This is a genomic window from Bifidobacterium catenulatum DSM 16992 = JCM 1194 = LMG 11043, from assembly GCF_001025195.1.
In the GTDB taxonomy this organism is placed as follows: Bacteria; Actinomycetota; Actinomycetes; order Actinomycetales; family Bifidobacteriaceae; genus Bifidobacterium; species Bifidobacterium catenulatum.
The window spans coordinates 306,612-331,608 of the sequence record NZ_AP012325.1; the positions used below are offsets into that span (position 1 = coordinate 306,612).

General features: G+C 58.8%; 12 protein-coding genes, 1 tRNA gene and 2 pseudogenes. All 15 read left to right on the forward strand.

Annotation, left to right across the window (positions count from 1 at the left end; translation table 11 throughout):
* Positions 1-34: 34 nt before the first annotated feature.
* Positions 35-7,286 (forward strand): annotated as a pseudogene (locus BBCT_RS01210) (fatty acid synthase subunit beta domain-containing protein); the annotation flags it as partial.
* A 68-nt stretch (positions 7,287-7,354) separates the two neighbouring features.
* Positions 7,355-9,367, forward strand: a pseudogene (locus tag BBCT_RS09730) (beta-ketoacyl synthase N-terminal-like domain-containing protein); the annotation flags it as partial.
* A 320-nt stretch (positions 9,368-9,687) separates the two neighbouring features.
* Positions 9,688-10,146: a holo-ACP synthase gene (locus BBCT_RS01215; RefSeq protein WP_003836106.1), complete on the forward strand. Its 459-nt coding sequence runs from the start codon at positions 9,688-9,690 to the stop codon at positions 10,144-10,146.
* Between the two features lie 197 nt (positions 10,147-10,343).
* Positions 10,344-12,161, forward strand: a complete 1,818-nt coding sequence (locus BBCT_RS01220; protein ID WP_003836103.1) for an alpha-amylase family protein — start codon at positions 10,344-10,346, stop codon at positions 12,159-12,161.
* 88 nt (positions 12,162-12,249) lie between these two features.
* A tRNA-Gly gene (locus tag BBCT_RS01225) sits at positions 12,250-12,323 on the forward strand.
* A gap of 151 nt (positions 12,324-12,474) precedes the next feature.
* Positions 12,475-13,149 (forward strand): hypothetical protein, encoded by a 675-nt coding sequence (locus BBCT_RS01230; RefSeq protein ID WP_003836102.1) that lies wholly within the window; start codon positions 12,475-12,477, stop codon positions 13,147-13,149.
* 132 nt (positions 13,150-13,281) lie between these two features.
* A complete protein-coding gene (gene rpsO / locus BBCT_RS01235; protein ID WP_003807806.1) occupies positions 13,282-13,551 on the forward strand; it encodes a 30S ribosomal protein S15 in 270 nt (89 codons plus the stop codon).
* A gap of 231 nt (positions 13,552-13,782) precedes the next feature.
* Positions 13,783-16,464, forward strand: a complete 2,682-nt coding sequence (locus BBCT_RS01240) for a polyribonucleotide nucleotidyltransferase (RefSeq protein ID WP_003836100.1) — start codon at positions 13,783-13,785, stop codon at positions 16,462-16,464.
* Between the two features lie 179 nt (positions 16,465-16,643).
* Complete coding sequence (locus BBCT_RS01245) at positions 16,644-17,204, forward strand: LemA family protein (RefSeq protein ID WP_003836099.1); 561 nt, start codon at positions 16,644-16,646, stop codon at positions 17,202-17,204.
* A 97-nt stretch (positions 17,205-17,301) separates the two neighbouring features.
* Positions 17,302-19,515: a DUF2207 domain-containing protein gene (locus BBCT_RS01250; protein WP_003836096.1), complete on the forward strand. Its 2,214-nt coding sequence runs from the start codon at positions 17,302-17,304 to the stop codon at positions 19,513-19,515.
* A 106-nt stretch (positions 19,516-19,621) separates the two neighbouring features.
* Positions 19,622-20,485 (forward strand): aldo/keto reductase, encoded by an 864-nt coding sequence (locus tag BBCT_RS01255; RefSeq protein ID WP_033512604.1) that lies wholly within the window; start codon positions 19,622-19,624, stop codon positions 20,483-20,485.
* A gap of 163 nt (positions 20,486-20,648) precedes the next feature.
* Positions 20,649-22,187: a peptidase U32 family protein gene (locus tag BBCT_RS01260; RefSeq protein WP_033512606.1), complete on the forward strand. Its 1,539-nt coding sequence runs from the start codon at positions 20,649-20,651 to the stop codon at positions 22,185-22,187.
* A gap of 83 nt (positions 22,188-22,270) precedes the next feature.
* The gene (locus BBCT_RS01265) at positions 22,271-23,287 is read left to right on the forward strand and encodes a polyphenol oxidase family protein (protein ID WP_003836090.1); all 1,017 of its coding nucleotides are present in this window, start codon (positions 22,271-22,273) and stop codon (positions 23,285-23,287) included.
* An 87-nt stretch (positions 23,288-23,374) separates the two neighbouring features.
* A complete protein-coding gene (locus BBCT_RS01270; protein WP_003836089.1) occupies positions 23,375-24,202 on the forward strand; it encodes an IspD/TarI family cytidylyltransferase in 828 nt (275 codons plus the stop codon).
* A 41-nt stretch (positions 24,203-24,243) separates the two neighbouring features.
* Positions 24,244-24,933 carry a pyroglutamyl-peptidase I gene (locus BBCT_RS01275; RefSeq protein ID WP_003836087.1) on the forward strand — a complete coding sequence of 230 codons (690 nt, stop codon included), beginning with the start codon at positions 24,244-24,246 and terminating at the stop codon, positions 24,931-24,933.
* Positions 24,934-24,997 lie beyond the last annotated feature (64 nt).

Genomic DNA, 24,997 nt, shown 5'->3' on the forward strand with positions numbered 1-24,997 from the left:
CATCGCAAGATTTTTGAAACAAGTAAGGAACATCATGAACACCTTTTTTCTTGATCGACTGAACGGTGAGCCGCACGCGCTCGCCTTCGCCGGACAATCCACCCCATGGCCGGTGGCGCTCACCGACCAAAACGCCAATCCGGTGCTCAACGAAGCGCTGCACGCCCATGCCGACGCAGCTCAGGCACTGCTGTACCCGGTGTCAGCCGACCTGCTCGCCACCACCGGCCGCCCGGTCGACCTGTTTGGATTCGAGCCGAATCCGGCACGACTCGGCGCTGCCGCAGCGGCTTCCGCAAGCGTTCCGGGCATTGCTCTCGCCCAGTTGGGTGCGCTGCTCGACGCTGCTTCTCTCGGCTACAATCCCGCCGTTGCCAAGCCGGTTGCCGTGCTCGGTCACTCCCAAGGCGTGCTCGCCGTGCACATGGTGCAGTCGATTGTCGAAGCGGGTTCCATTGAGGCGGCTTCCGCGCAAATTGATGAAATTCTTGCGATTGCCACGCTGATCGGTGTTGCCGGCACCCGTCAGGCGCGTCAGCTTGGTCTTGCCGCACGTCACGGCGAAGCCACGCCGATGCTGTCGGTCAAAGACATCACCCGTGCCCAGGTGGATGCGCTGATCAAGCGTGTTTCCGGTGCCCGCGGCCCGATTGCCGTGGCCGTCACCAATTCCGCCACGCATTATGTGCTCTCCGGCTACCCGGAGGATCTGGCCGCGTTCGGCGTGGAAGTGGCCAAGGAGCACAAGCACCAGGCCAAGCTGCGCGAAGAGAAGGTGCGTGGCGGTCGTGTGTTCGAACCGGTGCTCGAATACCTTGACGTGACCCTGCCGTTCCACAGCCCGCTCATGGCCGATGCTGTTTCACAGGCTGTTTCATGGGCGGAATCCTGCGGAATCGACGCCGACCACGCTCGCGAGCTTGCAGCCGAAGTGCTGCTCAACCATGTGGATTGGGCCGCCCGCGTGCGTGCGCTCATGAAATCCACCGATCCGAGTGCCCTGTGGGTGTTGGACTTTGGTCCGGGAACCACCGTTGGCAAACTGTTCTCCACTGTTGCCCAAGGCACTGGTGTCGGTGTGGTGGAAGCCTCTACCGTGGCTGATCGTGGCGAGCTCTCCACGCTGGAAACCTTGCCGGAGCGCACCCAGAACTGGACCCGCTTCGCACCAAGCATCATCCACACCTCCGCTGGAGACAAGGTGCGCACCGCATTCACCGAACTGACCGGCAAGGCTCCGGTACTGCTCGCCGGCATGACCCCGACCACCGTGGAGCCGGAAATCGTGGCCGCGGCCGCCAACGCCGGCTACTGGGCGGAACTTGCAGGCGGTGGCCAGGTGACCGCCAGCGTGTTCGACCGTCATGTTGCCAAGCTAGAAGAAGAGCTTGAAGAAGGCCGTACCGTTGAATTCAACGCGATGTTCATGGACCGCTACCTGTGGAACCTGCAGTTCGGATCCCAGCGTATCGTGCCGAAGAAGCGTGCCAGCGGCACTCCGATCGACGGCGTGGTCGTGTCCGCGGGCATTCCGGAACTTGACGAGGCCGTGGAACTCATCCACAATCTCAACGCCGACGGATTCCCATATGTGAGCTTTAAGCCGGGTACCGTCGACCAGATTCGTCAGGTGGTGCGTATCGCCAAGGCCGTCGCTCCGGTCAAGGTGCTGATCGAAGTTGAAGGCGGTTCCGCAGGCGGTCACCATTCGTGGGAATCGTTGGATGATCTGCTGCTCAGCACCTATGCCGAAGTGCGCGAACAGTCGAACCTTGTGCTCGTGGTCGGCGGCGGCATCGGTACGCCGGAACGTGGCGCCGACTACATCACCGGCGAATGGTCCGCCGAATACGGTCGCCCGCTCATGCCGGTGGATGGCGTGCTCGTCGGCACCGCCGTGATGACCGCCAAGGAAGCGCACACCAGCCCTGAAGTCAAGCAGATGCTCGTCAACACCCCAGGCATTCCCGCCAAGGGAGCAGACGCCGATCCGTTCGCTCCGCTGGGCGAGCAGTGGGTGCCGAGCGGCCAGGCCAAGGGTGGAGTCACTTCCGGCCTGAGCCACCTGCATGCTGACATTTACGAGCTGGAAAACTCTTCCGCACGTTGTGGACGCCTGCTGGTGCGCGTGATGAAGCATCCGGAAGAGCTGGAAAGCCGTCGTGAGGAAATCATCGAAGCGTTGAACGCCACCGCGAAGCCGTATTTCGGTGACCTGAAGGCCATGACCTATCTCGCATGGGCGCAGCGTTTCGCCGATCTCGCTTTCCCGTGGGTCGACGAAACCTATGCCGATCGCTTCCTGCACTTGCTGCAGCGTATTGAAGCTCGCGTCACCACGCAGGAAAGCGGCGAATTCGCATCGCTGTTCGCATCCCGTGCCGATGTGGAATCCGATCCGCACGCGGCCATCGCCAAGCTTGCCGAAGTCTATCCGCAAGCCGACGAACTGACCGTCACCCCGATGGATGAAGCTTGGTTCCCGGTGCTCGTGCGTGAATATCCGAAGCCAATGCCGTTCGTGCCCGTCATCGATAACGACCTGCTGCGTTGGTGGGGTCAGGACCAGCTGTGGCAGTCCGAAGACTCCCGTTACTCCGCCGATTCCGTGCGTATTATTCCTGGTCCGATCTCCGTCGCGGGCATCACCACCGTTGACGAACCGGTCGCCGACATTCTTGGCCGTTTCGAAGCGACCATGGTCAAGCGCGTTTCCGCAGAATCGCCGATCGCAGCTAAAACCGCGTTCGCCCAGCTCGGCGCGGCATCTTCCGCAGAAGAATTCATTCGCAAATCCCCGAACATTTCGTGGGTGGGCCATCTCATGGCAAACCCGGCATACGGCACTAGCAACGGTGACGCCAACTATGAGATTCGCAAGATTTCCAGCGAAGGAAGCGTCGAAAAGTACGATCTCGACATCCATCTCGATACCTACTGGGACAACGATCCGGACGGTGGCAAGTCCAAGCATGCCGTACGAGACATCGTCATCCCGCTGAACGTAGACGGCAACGAATCCGGGCTCTTCCCGGTGGTCGACCGTGACCGCCTACCGGAACACGTGTACCGTATGCTTGCAGACACTGCCGGCATTGGTAACACCGCCATTACTGGAGACAAGCTCACCGCCATGCCTGTTATTGAACAGGTGGCTGACAAAGCTTCCTATCCGTTCGGCCAGGCGCATGCCAGCTACACGCTGTCCGCCAACCTCGGCTTCGACCATGAAGCGGCCACCGGCGGCGCGCTGCCAAGCAACCTGGTGCCGTCCCGCATCGCACCGGACGCGCTCGTCGGACCGGCATGGCCCGCCATCTACGCGGCCCTCGGATCCGTGTACGTCAACGGCTTCCCGGTGATCGAAGGCCTGCTCAACGCAGTGCATCTCGACCATCTCATCGAACTGGAAGTCAGCGAAGACGAACTGCTCAAGCATATCGGCGAACAAATCGCGCTGACCAGCTGGGCCGAAGACTACTTCGAATCGGCATCCGGCCGTGTGGTGACCATCCACGTCACCCACAGCACGCAAGACGGCACCGTGCTTGCCAACGAAACCGAACGTTTCGCCATCCGTGGTCGTGCATACTCCGACGCACTGCCGACGGAAGCACCAGACTATGGTGGAATCGACGCGGAAATCGAAAGCACTCCGCGCCGACTGCTGCGCCGCGTCAAGGTGACCGCTCCGCACGAGATGACCGCCTTCGCACGTACTTCCGGCGATTTCAACCCGATTCACACCTCGCATCGTGGCGCTGCTGTTTCCGGTCTTGCGGCACCGCTCGTGCACGGCATGTGGCTCTCCGCAACCGCACAATACGCGGTGCAGGCGCTTGACGGCAAGGGTGCGCACTATGAAATCGCAGGCTGGACCTACAACATGTACGGCATGGTGCAGCTCGACGACGAAGTGGAAATCTCCATCGAACGCGTCGGACGCGTGGCTCACTCCGGCATGGTGCTCGAAGTGACCAGCCGTATCAAAGGCAACATCGTGTCTCGTGGTACCGCCATCGTGCGCGCGCCGAAGTCCGCGTTCGTATACCCGGGCCAGGGCATACAGCAGCAGGGCATGGTGCTCGACGAGCGTGCCAAGTCCCCGGCCGCACGAGACGTATGGAAGCGTGCCGACAAGGTGACCCGCGAGAAGCTTGGATTCTCGATCCTTGCCGTCGTGCGTGACAATCCGAAGGAACTGACCGCCAACGGCGTGACCTACCGCCATCCGGAAGGCCTGCTCAACCTGACCCAGTTCACGCAGGTGGCGCTCGCCACCGTGGCATTCGCCCAGACCGCACGTCTGCGCGAAGCCGGCGCCGACATTTGGCCTGCCTATTTCGCAGGCCACTCGCTGGGCGAATACAACGCGTTGAGCTCCTTCGCCGGCGTGATTCCGCTGGAAACCGTGATCGAACTCGTGTTCCACCGCGGCTCCACCATGCATCACCTCATTCCGCGCGATGCGAAGGGCCGTTCCAACTACCGTATGGGTGCGTTGCGTCCGAACCAGTTCGGTGTGGGCGATGACGGTGTGCGCGAGTACGTTGAATCCGTGTCGAAGGCTTCCGGCGAGTTCCTGCAGATCGTGAACTACAACCTGGCTGGCCAGCAGTATGCCGTGGCAGGCACCATTGCCGGTTTGAAGGCGCTGAAGGCCGATTCCAGCCGCCGCGTGGCCGAATATGGCGGCAAGCCAGCGTTCATGCTGGTGCCGGGCATCGATGTGCCGTTCCATTCCACGCTGCTGCGCAAGGGTGTGCCGGAATTCCGTGACAAGCTTGACGCGCTCCTGCCGCAGACCATCGATTACCGTGGCCGCCTGGTCGGACGCTACATTCCGAACCTGGTTGCGGCTCCGTTCGAAATGACGAAGGAATTCGCGGCCAAGATTCTCGAAGTCGTGCCGTCCGAGCGCATTCAGGCCGCTTTGGATGATCCGCAGATTTGGGATTCCTATGCTGCTGATGATCAGAAGCTCGGCCGATTGCTGCTTACGGAACTGCTGTCTTGGCAGTTCGCCTCTCCGGTGCGTTGGATTGAGACGCAGGCTCTGCTGTTCGGTTCCTCCGAGCAGGGCGGTCTTGGTGTGGAAGAGTATGTTGAGGTTGGTCTCGGCAATGCTCCGACGCTCGCCAATCTGGGTTCCAAGACGTTGCGTCTGCCGCAGTTTGCCGGTCGCGATGTGACGGTGTACAACGTTGGTCGCGATGAAGGCCGCGTGTACATGACTGATTCCGATTCGTTGGTTCCGGAAGAAGATGCTGACGATTCTGCGGTTGCGACTTCTGCTTCTTCTGCGGCTGCTGCTCCGGCTGTTGCCTCAGCTCCTGCGGCTGCTCCTGCTGCTGTTGCGGAAGTTCCGGTTGTTGCAGCTCCCGCCGGCGCTCCGTCTGACGTTGCCGTTGCGGATATTGCATTCAAGGCATCCGATGCGATTGCCACATTGCTGGCTTACTCGGCTAAGGTTCGCCCCGATCAGATCGGCGAAAGCGATACCACCGATACGCTGACCAATGGTGTGTCTTCTCGCCGTAATCAGCTGCTTATGGACATCAGTTCCGAACTGGGTGTGGCATCCGTGGATGGTGCTGCCGAAGCGACGGTCAAGGCGCTGAGCGCTTTGGTCAATAAGGTCGCTCCGAACTACAAGGCGTTCGGTCCGGTGCTGTCCGACATTGTGCGCGACCGTGTGCGTGGCATGTTCGGTGCCGCCGGTGTGAAGCTCGGCCAGATCACTAAGCGTGTGACCGATACATGGCAGCTTGGCGAAGGGTGGGCTTCCCATGTGGTGGCTGCGCTCGTGCTCGAAACCCGTGAGGGGGCCAGCTCTCGTGGCGGTGATCTTGCCTCGTTGAGCACGGATGCCGCTTCCAATGCGGCCGCTGCCAACGCGCTGATCGATGCGGCCGTGCAGAAGGTTGCTGCCGATAAGGGCATCGCCGTTGCCATGCCGAGCGCCGGTGGCGCAGCCGGCGGGGCAGTGGTTGATTCCGCCGCTTTGGACGCGTTCGCAGCCAAGGTGACCGGTGCTGACGGCGTGCTCGCCTCCACGGCGAAATTCGTGCTGAACCAGCTGGGCGTAGTCGCTCCGGTTGCCGAGGAAACCGCTGATGAGAACGCGGCTGTTGTGGCTGCGGTCGAAGCTGAACTCGGCGCTGACTGGCCGAAGCAGGTCGAACCTCGTTTCGACGAGCGCAAGGCCATTCTGTTTGACGATCGTTGGGCATCCGCACGTGAAGACTTGGCACGCGCCTACTACAACAACGATGAATCCGCATTGAACGGCAGCTTCATCGGTCTCGGCAAGACCATTGCCGACGAAGCCGCTTGGTATGCAGGCAAGAGCGACAACGCGGATCTGAAGATCGCATTCAATCGTGTCGCTGCCGAAGCAGGAGAAAACGCTTCCGAATCGGCAGAAAACAGCCGTTTTGCTGGAGATATCGCAGTGGTGACCGGCGTGGCTCCGAACTCCATCGCAGCCCAGGTGGTCAACGGCCTGCTTGCAGGCGGCGCTACCGTGGTGGCCACCTCGCACAGCTTCAAGCCAAGCGTGAAGGCATGGGCCAAGCAGACCTACCGTGAGCATGCGGCGGGCGATGCCAAGCTGTGGCTGGTTCCCGCGAACCTGTCAAGCTACCGTGATGTGGACGCGTTGGTCGCTTGGGTCGGCAATGTGCAGAAGAAGACTTCCGGTGCGACCACCACGATTCTCAAGCCTGCTTACGAGCCGAGCCTGTTCTTCCCGTTCGCGGCTCCGCCGGTACATGGCAACCTTGCCGATTCCGGTGAACTGTTCGAATCCCAGACTCGCCTCATGCTGTGGGGTGTTGAGCGTGCGATTGCCGGACTTGCGAAGATCGGTGCCGACACCGATGTGCAGCATAAGTTGCATGTGGTGTTGCCGGGATCGCCGAACCGCGGTATTTTCGGCGGCGACGGTGCCTATGGCGAAGTGAAGAGCGCATTTGATGCGATCGTGAACCGTGCTCGCGCCGAAAAGGTGTGGTCGAGCCGTGTGACCTTCGCCCATCCGAAGATCGGTTGGGTGCGCGGCACGGGCTTGATGGGTGGCAATGATCCGCTGGTCGAAGTGGTGGAGCGTCACGGTCTGAAGACCTATTCCACCGCCGAAATTGCAGTTGAACTGCTGAACCTTTCCACCCGCGAATCCCGTATCGAAGCAGCCAAGGCCCCGCTTGACGTGGATCTGACCGGCGGACTCGGCAACGAGCCGATCGACATCAAGGCATTGCGTGCGGAAGCCATGGAAGACGCGGTCCAAGCGGAAGCAGCGAATGCCAAGAACGCAATCGCAGGCGACGAATCCGATACCGCGGCCAAGACGCTTATTAAGGCGCTGCCAAGCCCGCGTGCTCCGCGTCAGGCCAAAGTCGATCTTGTCGATTGGCAGAACGTCACCGCTCGTCCGGAAGACGAAATCGTCATCGTGTCTGTGGGCGAGCTTGGACCGTGGGGTTCCGGCCGTACCCGCTTCGAAGCCGAACTCGGCATTCATTCCGATGGTCAGGTGGATCTGTCTGCCGGCGCGGTGCTCGAACTGGCATGGAACATGGGTCTGCTGACGTGGAACGACAGCCCCAAGCCGGGCTGGTACGACGTGGACGGCAACCTCGTGCCTGAGGAGGATATCGCGGAACGCTACCATGACGAGGTCGTGGCACGCTCCGGCGTGCGTCCGTTCGACGAAGGCATGGGCAACGACTACAAGGACGGCACCGACGAGGAAGAGGCCGAGGTGTTCCTTGACCACGATGTGACCTTCTCGGTTCCGACTCGTGAGATTGCCGAAGAGTACGTCAAGCTTGACGAAACGCACACCAGCTTCGCGGCCGATGTCGAATCCGGCGAATGGAACGTCACCCGCCATGCCGGCTCCATGATTCGCGTGCCTCGGCGCGCGGCCATGACCCGTACGGTTGGAGGCCAGTTCCCGAAGGGCTTCGACCCGGTCAAGTGGGGCATTCCGGCCTCCATGGTCGGCGACGTCGACAAGATCGCCTTGTGGAACATCGTCACCACGGTCGACGCCTACCTGTCCGCAGGCTTCACGCCGACCGAAATCCTCGAAGCGGTGCATCCGTCGATGGTCGCCTCCACGCAGGGCACCGGTTTCGGCGGCATGGCCTCCATGCGCAAGCTGTACTTGGATCGCTTCCTCAACCATGAGATTCCGACCGACATTCTGCAGGAAGCTCTGCCGAACGTTGTCGCGGCCCATGTGATGCAGTCCTATATCGGCGGCTACGGCAACATGGTCCAGCCGGTTTCCGCCTGTGCCACGGCAGCCGTCTCTCTTGAAGAGGGTGCCGACAAGATCGCGCTCGGCAAGGCCGACTTCGTGGTCACCGGCGCAATCGACGACATCGGCGTGGAATCCGTGATCGGATTCGGCAACATGAACGCCACCGCCAATTCGGAGGAAATGTACGCCAAGGGCATCGATGCGCGCTTCTTCTCCCGCGCCAACGACCGTCGTCGTGGCGGATTCGTGGAATCCCAGGGTGGCGGCACCATTCTGCTGACCCGTGGCGATATCGCGTTGAAGCTCGGCCTGCCGGTTGCCGGCGTGATCGGATTCGTACACTCCTACGCAGATGGCGCGCACACTTCCATCCCGGCTCCGGGCTTGGGTGCGCTTGCAGCGGGCATGGGCGGCAAGGATTCCAAGCTGGTGCGCGATCTGGCCCGTCTTGGCATCACTCCGGACGACATCGCCGTGGTTTCCAAGCACGATACGTCCACCAACGCCAACGATCCGAACGAATCCGAACTGCACAACACGTTGGCCCACGCCATTGGCCGCACCGACGGCAACCCGCTGTTCGTGATCTCGCAGAAGACGCTCACCGGCCATGCCAAGGGCGGTGCCTGCATCTTCCAGGTCAACGGTCTGACCCAGCTGTTCAAGTCCGGTGTGATTCCGGCCAATGCTGCCCTTGACTGCGTTGATCCGAAGCTCATGCGCGACGACCACATGGTTTGGCTGCGCGAGCCGCTGAAGGTCGGCTCCGTCAAGGCGGGCCTGGCCACGTCGCTCGGTTTCGGCCACGTGTCCGGCTTCGCTGCGATTGTCAATCCGGGCGCATTCGAAGCGGCGGTGGCCAACACCGCGGGCGTCGAGGTGCTGAACGCATGGCGTGATCGCGCCAACGAGCGTCTGGCCGCTGGCCAGCGTCGCCTTGAGGAAGGTATGATGGGCCGCGCCGCTCTCTACGAGCCGATCGACAACCGTCGTTTCCATGAGGATGGCCGCGGCTACAACGCGCACGAAGTGGAGAAGGCCATGCTGCTCGATCCGAATGCGCGCCTGAGCGCATCCGGTTACTTCGAAGCCTGATCCCCGCGTCTGAGCGCCTGAAATTTCTGGCGTTCAGACGAACGGTCATCAAATCCCGTATCTGTCGCAATCTCAGTTTTTCGCGACGGATCCGGGATTTTCATATTCTTGAATCACCCTACTTTCCGTCTGCACGACTCCCGTTTGGTGCCGTATTTTCGCTTGTGCAGACTCAAAACGAGGGACTCGCAATGTGGGTGACAAAGGATGAAGCGCTTAAGCAAGGATGGTACCCTTGCATGAAAACGAAGTGTCGCCCGCCTGTTTTGCGGAAGTCGACATGGTTCGTTTCTTTCTGAAAACTTTCGAAAGGCTGGAAAATGCTGGGTTTGGGGCATGACGTCGTGGATGTGCCTGCGTTCGCCGAGCAACTGGACGAACCTGGGTCGCGCATGCGAAACCTGTTCTCCATGCGCGAGCGATGGCAGACCGCTCAACGGATGCAGGTCAAGCGAGATGGCGAGGCGGTGCATCTTGCGGCCCGCTGGGCGGGCAAGGAGGCCTTCCTCAAGGCGTGGTGCGAGGCGATTTCGCATAGGACGAAAGGCGATGGCGACGTTGCCTATCCGTACACGCTTGACGATTTTCCTTGGGAACGTATCGAGATACTTGACGATTCCCACGGCGTGCCCCACGTCATGCTCTCGCCCGGGGTGCGATGCAAGCTGCAGCAATCGTTGGGGTTGCCGGTTAACGGGGATGGCCAATCGTGCGAAATACACATTTCCATGAGCCATGACGGATCTGTTGCATCCGCGGTGGTGACAATAGAAGCGTGAATGGCAATTGCACAATCTCGGCCAATCGCACAATAACCAATAATTTCGTCAATCGATTGACGTTGGTCATCAAAACGCCTCGAACCGGTTTGATAAAACCGTTGATTCACGTTACACTTGTGCCAGCATCGCAGCAATGAAAGCAGCGAAACCCAATACTCATAACAACGAGGTTCCCTGAGAAGAGGAGTAGAGGCATGGCACGTTCCAAGTCCGACCAAGCGTTTGACGAGCGCATCGCGAAGAACAGCGAAGAACTGCATGAACTGCTGACGGAACTGTACGGAGAACAGGCCGACGAAGCCTTCCGAAACCTCACCGAGCTGATGAAGTCGTCGTATGCGGCGCGCCCCGCCGATCTGAAACGCCTCGACACCAAGCGTCTCGCCGATCCGGAATGGTACAAGCGTGGCAACATGTTCGGCATGACCATGTACACCGATCTATTCGCTGGGGATCTAAAGAAACTCGCAGACAAGGTGCCATATCTGAAAGAGCAGAAGCTCACGTATCTGCACCTGATGCCGTTGCTGAAAATGCCGCATCCGCAGAACGACGGCGGTTATGCGGTGGAAGATTTCGACACCGTCGATCCGTCGCTTGGCACTAATGAAGACCTCGCGGCACTCACCAAAAAACTGCGTGCGGCCGGCATTAGCCTGTGCCTCGACTTCGTGATGAACCACACCGCATCCAGCCATCGTTGGGCCAAGGCGGCTCAAGCGGGCGATCCGAAATATCAGGATTACTACTACTGCTACGACGACCGCACTGTTCCCGACCAGTACGACGCCGTGGTACCGGAAGTCTTCCCGGCCACCGCCCCCGGCAACTTCACCTGGAGCGAACAGATGCACAAGTGGGTGCTCACCTCGTTTTACCCGTTCCAGTGGGATCTGAACTACCGCAACCCGAACGTGCTCGTGTCGGTGCTCTCCAGCGTGCTCGGCCTCGCCAACCTTGGCGTCGAAGTATTCCGCATCGACGCCGTGCCTTACATTTGGAAGGAACTCGGCACCAACTGCCGCAACCTGCCGCAAGTGCACACCATCGTGCGCATGTTGCGCATCGTGCTCGAATGCGTCTGCCCGTCCGTAGTGCTGAAGGGCGAAGTGGTGATGGCCCCCAAGGAGCTCGCCGCCTACTTCGGCACGCCGGAAAAGCCGGAATGCCACATGCTCTACAACGTGTCGATCATGGTGAATCTGTGGAGTGCGCTTGCCAGTGGGGACGTGCGCCTGCTCAAAGACCAGCTCGACAAGCTTAACGCGCTGCCGGAGAACTGTTGGTTCGTCAACTACCTGCGCTGCCATGACGACATCGGCTGGGGCTTGGACGAGCCGGTGGAGGAGAGTCTTGGCATCGACCCGCTCAAGCACAAGGAATTCCTGTACCACTTCTACGAGGGCTCGGTGCCCGGCAGTTGGGCCATGGGCGAGCTGTACAACTACGACGAGGCGTCGAAGGATGCGCGCAGCTGCGGCACCACGGCCAGCCTGTGCGGTGTGGAACGCGCGCTGATCACGCATGACAAGCCGTTGCTCGACATTTCGATGAAACGCGATCTGATGATGCATTCCGCCCTGTCGTTCCTGCGTGGCTTCCCCATGTTGAGCTGCGGCGACGAAATCGTGCAGCTCAACGGCTGGGAATACAAGGAAGATCCTGACCGCGTCGAGGATTCGCGTAATCTGCATCGTAGCCCCTTCAATTGGGAGAATGCGGCTAAGCGCAAGCGGGCTGGCACCCTGCAGAAGCAGATGTGGGATGGATTGAAGAGCATTCGTGAGATGCGCGACGATTCCGCTTTTACGCCCGAAGCGTGGGTCACCACCTGGGACACGCATAATGATGCGGTTCTTGCGGTGGTGCGCCACGTTGAAGGACGCACTGTTCTCGGATTGTTCAATTTCTCATCTGCACGCCAGAGCGCGCATCTTGATTCGGATGGCGATATCACGCTTCCCGCTGAGGTCGCGTTGGAACCGTACCAGGTTTGCGTGGTCAAAAAATAATTATTGCGATTTCGACTTGCGATTGTTGAGAGAGTGTGTATAATGGCTCGAGTCGTTTCGTGTCGACTTCGGTCGGCATAGACGGTGCGCGGATGTAGCTCAATGGTAGAGCCTCAGTCTTCCAAACTGATTACGCGGGTTCGATTCCCGTCATCCGCTCCACATAATCGTTAGAGAAGAAGAAAGGCGTGCTTAATGGCACGCCTTTTGCATACCTGCCGTGCGATTGCTTCGATGACTGGGTATGCTGGACGTGTCGCGACAGCGACGTGACGGTCGCAACAGGCGGTAATCGCAATACAACGGAGCGGGTATGGCACAAACGCAAGGTAACAAGGTGACGGAAGTCGTCGACGGCGTGGTCGAACAGGTCGACGTTTCCAAGCATCCAACGGCATCCATCGAAGCGTCTGATCTTTCCTTGGCCGACATCGAGCGTCGCAAATCGCATCCGGGACACTGGGCGCTGTTCATCGCGCTGATGCTGGTGGCTCTGATCGTGCCCTACTGGTGGGGACGTTTTCTTGCGGTCAAGGATGCGGCTTGGATTGTCGCCAACCTCGGTTTCCTTGATCCCAAGGGCGTTGCGTTGATTTCGTGGACCGTCACCATCATGGCGATGACCGGCTTGGGATTGATGGTCGCCGATGTGAAGAAGTGGCTGTGGGGCACGGTTTTCGTGGTGGGGCTCGCCGCCGAGCAGTTCGTTGCCGGCATGTGCCTGCTGAGCTTCAACTTCTGGAACGCCACTTATGTGATGTACGGCGATTCTTCGGGGCTTGCCAACGCCGCGAATCTTGGCATCATCGCGGCTGGATGCGGTGTCGCCGTCTACGCGGTGCTGTGGGTTGGGCTGCTGGTCTGCATCAAAAAAGAATCGAAATTTAATGTGCTTACGCGCAGTTGGGCGTCGTTTCTGCTGTTTTTTGTGATTGAGGGCATTTCGCTCGCGGTGGTGCTGTTCGGCGGGCTGCTGAACGTGGTCTGAAGCGTCGCTTGCGGCATGGTTTGATTTGGTCTGCCCCTCGTGTATGATTTCCCTTTGGCGTGTTTCGCCCGCGGATAGAGAGCGCGTCGGTATTGGACTGGCAGCACCGCGCAGCAACATAAGGAGGATGCCGTGGCACTTACGGCTGAGGAAAAGCAGGAAATCATCAAGACTTACGCTACCCACGAGGGCGACACCGGCTCCCCGGAGGTCCAGGTTGCTCTGCTGACCAAGCGTATCGCTGATCTGACCGAGCACCTCAAGGAGCACAAGCATGATCACCACTCCCGTCGTGGTCTGCTGCTGATGGTCGGCGATCGTCGTCGTATGCTTGATTACCTCAAGCGTGTTGACATCAACCGTTACCGCTCCCTGATTGAGCGTCTGGGTCTGCGCCGATAGTAAAATTCTTCCGCCCGAATGCCTTCCCTGGTGTTCGGGCGTTTTTTGCATGACAGCCGCGTTGAGGAAAAGACAGTTTGAAAGCCCCAGGTTTAGGGCGCATGAGGTCTAGAATCTAAAGATGAGGAAGCGACGAAGGTAACGTCGCGTCACGCATGCAGAAATCGGTTGGAGTCCGCTGAAGAGGACTGCCGATAGTTGGTAAAAGAAAAAGAAAAAAGGAGGAACCCTATGGAGGGTCCCGAAATCAAGGCTGTTGAAGCCGTAATTGATAATGGTTCGTTTGGTAAGCGCACGTTGCGCTTCGAGACCGGTCGTCTCGCCCAGCAGGCGGATGGTGCCGTCGCCGCCTATCTTGACGATGATTCGATGATTCTGTCGACCACCACCGCCGGTTCCAGCCCGAAGGAGAACTACGACTTCTTCCCGCTGACCGTGGACGTGGAAGAGAAGATGTACGCCGCCGGCAAGATCCCGGGATCGTTCTTCCGCCGTGAAGGCCGCCCGAGCTCCGAAGCTATTCTCGCTTGCCGCATTATTGACCGCCCACTGCGCCCGTTGTTCCCGCACACGCTGCGCAACGAAGTGCAGGTTGTGGAAACCGTGCTCGCCGTCAACCCGGACGATGCTTACGATGTGATCGCACTGAACGCTGCTTCCGCTTCCACTCTGATTTCCGGTCTGCCGTTCGAAGGCCCGGTTTCCGGCGTTCGCCTGGCTCTGATCGACGGCCAGTGGGTTGCTTTCCCGCGTTGGAGCGAGCGTGAGCGCGCCGTGTTCGAAATCGTGGTTGCCGGCCGCGTGGTGGAGAACGGCGATGTCGCCATCGCTATGATCGAAGCTGGCGCAGGCAAGAACGCCTGGCACCTCATCTACGACGAAGGCCAGACCAAGCCGGACGAGGAAGTCGTTGCCGGTGGTCTTGAAGCAGCCAAGCCGTTCATCAAGGTGATCTGCGAGGCTCAGACCGAACTTAAGAACATCGCTGCGAAGGAAACTAAGGAATTCCAGCTCTTCCCGGAGTACACCGAAGATCTGTACAACCGTATCGATGAGATCGCCCACGCTGATCTCGACGAGGCTCTCTCCATTGCCGAGAAGCTGCCGCGCCAGGATCGCATTCATGAGATCAAGGAAGGTGTCAAGGCCACTCTCGCCGGCGAATTCACCGACATGGACGATGCCGAAAAGGAAAAGGAGATCGGCAATGCGTTCAAGGAGCTGCAGCGCCAGATTGTGCGTCGCCGCATCCTGACCCAGGATTACCGCATTGATGGCCGTGGCCTGCGCGACATCCGTACCCTGTCCGCTGAAGTGGACATCGTTCCGCGCGTGCACGGTTCCGCACTGTTCCAGCGTGGCGAAACCCAGATTCTGGGCGTCACCACCCTGAACATGCTCAAGATGGAACAGCAGATCGACGCACTGTCCGGCCCGCAGTCCAAGCGTTACATGCACAACTATGAGATGCCGCCGTACTCCACCGGTGAAACCGGTCGCGTCGGCTCCCCGAAGCGTCGCGAAATCGGTCACGGTGCTCTGGCGGAGAAGGCTCTCGTGCCGGTGCTGCCGAACCGCGAGGAGTTCCCGTATGCCATCCGTCAGGTCTCCGAAGCCATTGGCTCCAACGGTTCCACCTCCATGGGCTCCGTGTGCGCATCCACCCTGTCGCTGCTCGCCGCAGGCGTGCCGCTGAAGGCTCCGGTTGCCGGCATCGCCATGGGCCTCGTGTCCGGTGATGTTGACGGCCAGCACATCTTCAAGACCCTGACCGATATTCTCGGTGCTGAAGACGCATTCGGCGATATGGACTTCAAGGTCGCCGGTACCTCCGAATTCATCACCGCCCTGCAGCTCGACACCAAGCTCGACGGCATTCCGGCAGACATTCTTGCCTCTGCTCTGCAGCAGGCCAAGGAAGCTCGCACCACCATTCTCGAAGTCATCAACGAGTGCATCGACGGCCCGGCCGAGATGAGCCCGTATGCTCCGCGCATCATCACCACCACCGTTCCGGTCGACAAGATCGGCGAGGTCATCGGCCCGAAGGGCAAGATGATCAACCAGATCCAGGAAGAGACCGGTGCGGAGATCGCCATCGAAGATGACGGTACCGTGTTCATCTCCTCCGAGGGTGGCGACGGCGCTGAAAAGGCTAAGCAGATCATCGAACAGATCGCCAACCCGCACGTTCCTGAAGCCGGCGAAACCTACAACGGCAAGGTTGTGAAGACCACCTCCTTCGGTGCCTTCGTGAACCTGACCCCGGGCACCGACGGACTGCTGCACATCTCCCAGATTCGTAATCTGGCCAACGGCGAGCGTATCGACGCCGTCGAAGATGTGCTCAAGGAAGGCGACACCGTTGAGGTAGTCGTGCAGGGCGTTGATGATCGCGGCAAGATCTCCTTGGCCATTCCGGGCTTCGAAGATCAGGAATCCTCCGCTCCGCGTCGTGAGCGTTCCGATCGCGATGACCGTCGCGGCAGCCGTGGCCGTCGTGATGACCGTCGTGATGACCGTCGTTCCGACCGTGACGATCGTGATTATGATGATCGTCCGCGTCGTCGTCGTTCCGATCGCGATGATGACCGTGATTATGATGATCGTCCGCGTCGTCGTCGTTCCGATCGCGACGATCGTGATCGTGATTACGATCGTGATGACCGTCGTTCCGACCGTGACGATCGTGATTATGATGATCGTCCGCGTCGTCGTCGTTCCGATCGCGATGACCGTGATTACGATCGTGATGATCGCCGTTCCGACCGTCGCCGCAGCAGCCGCCGCGACGACCGCAACCCGCGTTACGCAGCCGACGAGAACTACGACGAGTACCGTGCCGATCGCGAAGAGCGTTCCGAGCGTCCTCGCCGCCGCGTCCGCCGCGACTTTGATCCTTTTGAGGACTGATGTCCTCAAGGATCCCTCGCAGCATAGCTGACTGACTGAAGTGCCCTGTACCGAAAGGTACGGGGCACTTTTCGTTTCATGCAGAATGCATGAAAATGAGACACGGGGTATGAGTTTTGCCATAACGTACCTAGATGTATGCAAGAATGGTTTGAAGAGCCATTAACGAAGGAGCTGTCATGGTCGTTGGCATTATCATTGCTGTCATCGTTGTACTTATTGTGCTTTGGGCCGTCAGCGCCTACAACGGGCTGGTCACGTTACGCAATCGTGTGAAGAACGGCTGGGCGCAGATCGATGTGCAGCTCAAGCAGCGTACCGATCTTATTCCGAACTTGGTGGAAACGGTCAAAGGTTATGCGGCCCACGAATCCCAAGTGTTCACGCAGGTCACGAAGGCCCGTGCCGGCGTGGTGCAGGCCGCGCAAAGCGGTGACGTGGCGCAGCGCATCGCCGCGGAGAACCAGCTGAGCCGCGCGCTTATGAATCTGCAGGTTGTGTCTGAAAATTATCCGCAACTGCAGGCCAATACGAATTTCATGGATCTGCAGAGTCAGCTGAAATCATTGGAAGAGAAGATCGCTTACGCACGCCAGTTCTACAACGATGTCGTGCAGAAGTACAATACCCAGACCGAGGTTGTGCCGACCAATATTATCGCCGGCTTGTTCCATTTCGAACAGGCTCCCTACTTCCAGGTGGATGAAGCGGATCGTCAGGTTCCGCAAGTTAAATTCTGATATGCATGTAAAAGCCCCGTCTGATAACGATGGGGCTTTACTGTTCAATTCGGCCTGTACGGCCATCTGAGGGAAGAAGAAGCGAGAAAGAGGGATTATGACGGCCAAACAGCATGCGTCACGAGCGGTGCGCAGCTTCGGTATTGCAATCGTTGTTACCGTTGGTATCGTAGCGGCCTTGCTGCTGTTCATGGTATTGGATGACGGTGGGGCCGATCTGAGCTACAAAACGCTCGACTACGATGTGCAGGTGCAAAGCAATGGCGATTTGAAGGTCACCCAGCATATCGACATGAAACTCGCCGACCGCAGCGATGACGACGGAGATCATCCATGGAAGCAGTTGTACCAACAGTACATGCTGAAGGGAAGCGATCTGACCAATATCACCGATATCAGCGTGCGCAATGTAACAACGGGGGAAACCTACCAGCAGGGCGATATCGCAATCCCAAGCAGCTACAGCACCGACGAATGGAATCGAGAACATGCGAAGCAGTGGTATATCGCCGATGTCTCGCAAGGTGACAGCAATCCGCAGCCGTTCGATCCCGCAAAAGACGGTCTTGTTTCCGGCAATACCGACGATCGTTCCAAGAAGATCGAAATCGGGTGGAACATTCCCTCCATCACATCGGCAAGCAGCTTGAAATTCGACGTGACCATGACTATGCAGGGCGTGACCACCGCCTATCAAGACATGGCCACGTTCCAGTGGGAGCCGCTCGGCGTGAGCAATCAGATTCCCATCGGCAAAGTCACCGGCACCGTCACCTTCCCCAAAGGCATTGACGCCGATAATTCGTGGGCTTGGCTGCATACGGAATGCACGTCGGAAACGGAGCGAGACAAGAACGGCTCGCTGAAATTCACCGTATATGACGTGCGTGCCGGCGACTATGTCGACGTGGTCGCCATGTTCGACGTTGGCGCGACCGGCGGCGTGGAACGCACCAGAGATACCACCATCAAAAACGGCATTATGAAAAGCGAAGCCAAGCAGGAACAGCAGTGGCGCGACCAACAGCGCAAACAAGCGCGCATCCGCCTGATCACGTGGATCGCCATTGCAGTGGTCGGGCTGGTCTTGTGTGTGATCGCCATCATCTTCGCGTTGCGCAGCTTCAACCGTTCGCAATATCATGGCGGCGTTGAGTATTGGCGTGACGAGCCGGAAATGAGTCCTGCTAGCGCTGCAGAGCTGCTGCATATGGTCGACAACAAGCATTCGAGCACGCTGACGAGCCGTAAAATGTCGGCTTCCGTGCTTTCGCTTGCCTCGCGTGGCGCGATCGCCATCTACCCGGGAGTGGCTGCCATGTATCGGGGCATTGATATGAGCCAGGCGAATAATGCTGACATCGCACGGATGATCGCCAACGATCCCGCTCGAATCCGCGATGTGGGCAAAACCAGTACGGTGGTGATACTTCCCGTGGTGTTTAACAACGTGCAATCGTTGCAGTTGCGCCCGAGCGAGCAGGCCGCGCTCGACTTGCTGGTGACGGCGTCCGAACGCATCGGCTCTCCGGTGTTCGATCTGGATCAGATGAACGAGAATTTCTCTGGTTGGAAGAACGGCTACAAGCTTCAGGAGAAGTTCACGAATACGTGCGACAACGAATTCGCCATGCTGGGCGCCACGTCGATATACGGTGGGGGAGCGTTTGCCGCGAGTATTTGCGCTGTGATGCTGGCATTCCTGTCCATGCTGTATTTCGGAGCCATCGGCAATCTTGCGTTGCTCGCGGTGATTTCCGCGCCGATGATGTTCGCTTCTGTGTTCGCGTTGAGCTACCTCAAACTGAAGGGGCTTACCGACAATGGGCAGTATCTTGCTGGCCAGGTGCTCGGATTGAAGCATTATATGGAGGATTTCAGCGAATTCAAGGATCGCGGTGTGACGGATATGACGTTGTGGGGCCGGTATATGGTGTATGCCACCGCGTTCGGCATTTCCGAAAAGGCGATGAAGCAGCTGTTGAAAGCGTATCCGCAATTGGCTGATCCGCATTGGCTTGATAATAATGCTTCCGATTCGCTGCTGTACTGGAGTTATCGTTCATGGTATTTCGACCATCGTTACACCGGTCCTGCTTCGTTTGATACGAATTCGATGGATTTCTCGCAATTCAGCGCCAATTTTGGTGATATTGGCGCGCAGTTGGAATCAGGTTTCGCTGATATTCAATCGACGATTTCAGCGGCGTCGACGTCCGGAAGTTTTAGTGGTTCCGGCGGCAGTTTCTCCGGTGGTGGTTTCGGCGGTTCGTCCGGCGGTTCCGGCGGCGGCAGCTTCGGCGGTCGCTGACATGCGCATTACGCGCATGTTTGGTGGGTTTGCTGTCTGCTGAGGCGGGTTGGCTGGTAAGGTTGCACTCGGAAAGACACTCTGTACGTTGTTGAAGGAGATCGGGATGGCTTTGTTCCGTAATCTTGGACCGTTCCACACCACGGCTATAGGTCATGGCGAAATGCCGTTGACCATTGAAAACAATCGTGGTCACGATGTCGGTATCGAAACATTGCACGCCTCGTTGGATGCCGGATGCCGTCACATCGACACCGCTTGGGCGTACTACACGCCGGGCGAAGAGGAACAGACCGGCGAAAAGCTGGTGCGTGAGGCGCTTGACTCGTGGAAGGGTCCGCGTGAGGAAGTCACCGTGGCCACCAAGGTGGGTTTGCGTCGCGCTTGGGAGGGTGACAAGCCGGTTTGGCCGCGTGACGGCAAGCCGGAGCATCTGATCGAATACGGCAAGCAGTCCGCGATGGCGCTTGGCGTTGACAGCATCGATCTGCTTTACCTGCACCGTCATGATCCGGAAGTACCGTACAACGAGTCCTGCGAAGGCATCAAGGCGTTGCTCGATCAGGGCGTGGCCCAGTGGGCGGGTGTTTCCAATGTGAGCATCGAACAGTTGAAGATCGCACAGGAGATTCTCGGCGACAAGCTTGTGGCCGTGCAGAACCAGTATTCTCCGATTCATCTGGACACTCAAGACACGCTTGACTATTGCGCCGAGCAGGGTCTGGCATTCGTGTGCTGGAGTCCGTTGGGCGGTTACCGTCACCCGTATGACGAGCACCTGTTCGATCCGTTCCGTGAGGTGGCCGAAACCCGTGGCGTGAGCTATCAGCGTGTGGTGCTCGCATGGGAGCTGGCCAAGGGCGACCACATGTTCGTGATTCCTGGCGCTCACCGGCCGGAAACCATTCTCGATTCCCTCAAGGCCGACGAGCTCGAACTCACCGAAGAGGAGCTCGCCAAGCTCGGCTGAGTGTCATATTCGCAACGATTTGCATCAAGGCGTCCGTCTCCACGATGGACGCCTTTGGTTTTTCCGCATGTGTTTTTCCGTGTATGTATTTCCCGGATACGGCAGAAGTGTCCCGTGAATAGTTGAGAATATAGAGCGGAAAAATCGAGTAAGAGGAACAAGCGTGCAAAGAAGAAATAAGCCTGAAGTATTGGCTCCCGCGGGCAATCTGCGAGGACTAAAAACCGCCGTCGATTACGGTGCGGACGCCGTCTACTGCGGAGGCAAGGCGTTCGGCATGCGTTCGGCGCCGAAAAACCTGAGCTTGGAGGATTTCGAAGAAGGCTCCCGTTATGCGCATGAGCGTGGCGCCCGCGTGTATGTGACCTGCAATGTGTTGCCGCGCAACAACGAAGTCGAAGCGATGCGCGAATACATCGGCCAGCTCAAAGACACCGGCGTGGACGCACTGATCGTTTCCGACATTGGCGTGATGCTCATGGCCCGCGAAGTGGCGCCGAATCTGGAACTGCATGTGAGCACGCAGGCGGGAGTTACCAACTATCAGGCAGCGAACGCCTTCTACCAGTTGGGTGCACGCCGTGTGGTGCTCGCCCGCGAAATGGATCTGCAGGCCGTGCGAGACATTCGCGCACGCATCCCCGACGATCTTGACATCGAATGCTTCGTGCATGGCGCGATGTGCATGGCGTTCTCCGGTCGTTGTCTGTTTTCCAATTATCTGACCGGACGTGACGGCAATCATGGCGAATGCGCTCAACCGTGCCGCTGGAAGTATTCCATAGTCGAAGAAAAGCGCCCCGGCCAGTATTTTCCGATAGAACAGACTAAGGAAGGCGCATATCTGTTCAATTCGCAGGATATGAACATGCTTGCGCATATCGACGATCTGCTTGATTCGGGCGCTACCAGTCTGAAAATCGAAGGTCGTTCCAAGAGCGCCTACTATATTGCGGCGATGACGAACGCTTACAAGACCGCTGTTGACGCATACATGGTGCAACGCGGTTTTGAAGACGAGGATGGCACTGTGCTGAAGCCGTTCCACGATCGTGTGATTCGTCCGTCCGATCCGGATTACGGCAAGCCGGAAACCACCGATGCGATTATGGAGCATGCGGATGGAGCGTTCGCAGGAAAGCCGGATATTGCAGCCGTTCCCGTCGCTTCTGCCGGCGAACCGGATGATCTGAGCTACCATGCCCGCAGTACAAGGCGTAAGTCGAACACGGCTGCCGAAATCCTGCCGGAAGGCTGGTATCACGCCGGAGTGCGCCCCGCGGAGCATGTGTCTCTGCCTGACTGGCTGCTGGATGAGCCAGACAAAGTGGCGCACCGCGACTATTCCACCGGCTTCTACTATCCGGAGCACAAAGTGCAGCAAAGCACCGATCGTTCCGCGTATTTCCGCGCATGGCTGGTGGTCGGCGAAGTGCTTTCGTGGAGTCCTGAAGACGGTGGTCGCGTGACCATTATGAGCCGCAACAAGATTGAAGCCGGTCAAGAGGTTGAATTCGTGCTTCCGGGCGCGGCTCCGCTCGCCTATACCGTTCCGGCTGGCGGATTCCGTGACGCCGATGGGCATTGGGTCGAAGCCATCAACAATCCGGCGCATGTGTTCTCCATGCCATGCCCGCAGGAAGTGCCGGTGAACGCGGCCATCCGATCGCGCACCAAGAAACCGACGCTCAAAGCGGAATAATTGCGAAAAACATCGTATAGGCGCAGAAAATCAGCAGAAATTAGTTGAAATAATCGTAGAACAATCAAGGAAAACAGAAAAATATGACTGACAAGCAGTATGACGACGCTATTCTTGACAGCAATGCGATCGACCCGACCGATGTGGACGGCAATCCGATTCCGGTGACCATTCCGATCATGCTTGCGCCGGGCGTCAAAGTCGTATACACCACGCGACTTGGCGGCACCAGCGAAGGAGACTATGCGCACTGCAATCTCGGGGGTAAAACCGGCGATGATCCGAACCATGTGCTCGCCAATCGTGTGGCGCTCTCCAACGCCATCGATGCGAAACTGAGCTTGGTCAGCCAGGTGCATTCCGGCGTTGCCGTCGATATGGACGAATCGTTCGTAATGAACCGTCCGTTCGGTTTCGACGCGTCCGGCAGCAAAGGCGAAACCGCTCAGCAGGTGGCCGAAACCGCGGATAATCCGGCAGTGGTCGAAGCCGACGGCCAGGTGACCGCGCAGAAGAACGTGGCGCTCGGCATGTTCGCGGCCGACTGCCTGCCGGTGCTCATGGCCGATGCGGAAGCCGGTGTGATCGGTGCCGCGCATTGCGGTCGCCGTGGCCTGCAGAACGGTGTGATCGGTGCCACCGTTGAAAAGATGGTGGCCAAGGGAGCCAAGCCGGAACGTATTGTCGCCACGCTCGGCCCGTGCATCTGCGGCGACTGCTACGAGGTTGGCGGAGACATCGCCGACGAATTCGACGCGCAGTTCCCTGGAACCTTCACACTGAGCCGTTTCGGCCAGCCGGGCATCGATATCGCGGCCGCTGCGCTACAGGAGCTTGCTAAAGCCGGTGTTCCGGCTGATAACGTCGTTTCCTCTCGCGCCCGCGTCAACGCAGCCACCCAGTATCTTTCCGAAGACGAGGAATTGGCGGAAATCTGCCAGTCCGATGGCGAAGGAGAACCGCAGCTCGCGGAACGTTTCAAGAAAATCCGCCGTAGCCTGTGCACGCTGGAAAATCCGCTCTGGTTCTCGCATCGCCGTGCCACCATCGCAGGCAAAGCGCACGAAGGCCGTATGCTTGCGCTGATCGTACGCGAATAGTGGGAGAGCGGTGCGCTGTTGCGGATTGCGTGCAGAACGTAAGACAAAGCGCGTTGCAAACCGATTCGGGGGTTTACGGTGGGACGTATGAGTGAGAGAGAGCAGATGCAGGAACAGAAGATGCCGGTTGTGGCCGTGGTGTTGGCGGCCGGTTTCGGCACGCGATTCGATGAGAACAATCCCAAGCAGTTGGTTTCGGTGGGGGATAAGCCAATCGTCTGCTGGAGCATCGAGGCGTTCGAGCGCAACGATCGCGTGAGCGACATCATCGTCGTGGTCAACGAGCGTGTCAGCAATATGGTGAACATGCTGATCGACGAAGCCGGTTATACCAAGGTGCGTGCCGTGATTCCGGGTGGCTCCGAGCGTGTGGACAGCACCCGCGCCGCTCTCGACCTGCTCAAGCAGGCGGGCATTCCCGATGGCGCGAAAATCCTCATCCACGATTCCGTGCGACCGTTCGTTGAACAGCAATCCATCGACGGCTGCATCGACGGTCTCGACCAGTTCAACGCGGCGACCGTGGCATACGCGTCCACCGACACGATTCTGCTGACCGAAGATCTTGGAGAGCGCAAGGTGGTGCGCTCCGTGCCCGATCGTACGGACGCATTCCGCGCGCAAACCCCGCAGGCCTTCCGTTTCGGCACTATCACCAAAGCCTACGAGCTCGCCACTGCCGACCCTGACTTCCACCCGACCGACGACACCCGCGTGGTGGTGGACTATCTGCCGAACGAGCCGGTCGCCATTGTCGCCGGATCCGAAACGAATCTCAAAATCACCACACAGGCCGACATGCCGATCGCCGAGAACATCGCGCACAGCCTCGACCCGGAACATGCCAAACAAGAAGCGAAAGCGCGCATGCACGCGGTGTTCGCTGAAGCGTTCTCGCAAATGCATAAGCATTGATCGTAAACGAACCCACCTTTCGACCACGTACACTGGAACACATGCAGCAGATCAACATCGTCATCTCAGGTTTCACCCCGTACGACGGCATCGACGTGAATCCGGCCGTACTTGTTCCCGTGGCGCTCGCCGAATATTGGAATGATCCATCTCAATCCGTGGTGCTGTCCGACGATCTTCTGCAGGATATTTCCATTAGCGTGACGACGGTGACGCTTCCGGTCAGTTTCGCCAATGCCTGGCCCATGTTGCTGAACGCCATCGAACAGGCGAATCCCGATATTGTCATCGCCACCGGTTTGAAGCGGTCCGCCCGCGGCGTGCTGCTGGAGCGATGCGCCACGAATCTGATGGATGCGGCCAAGCCTGACGCCGACAATGTGATTCCGCCGCGCCGTCCGATCAATCCAGAAGGTCCGGCAGCATATTGGACACGCTTGCCGTTGCGTTCGATTCTGCGCGATTTCGCCAAACATGAGATTCCCGCCGCGTTGAGTTCGGATGCGGGCACGTTCGTCTGCAATTCGCTGTTCTACCATCTGCTCGACTGGTCTGCCGCGCAGGAAAAGCGCATTCTGTCGGGTTTCGTAAGCCTGCCGATCGTCAACGAGCAGCCACATCCGCAACATGGACTGTCGATCGCGCAGCAAATCGCCGCAGGTAACGATGTGATTCGCGAATCGGTGCGTTATTATCTGCAGCCATCCTCAAGTGAGATTCTGCTCGGCTGAACGGCGTCGGCGTTTCCTCGAACGATTTCTGTGCTCTCTGTGAGAATTATGCGACTGCCGTGTG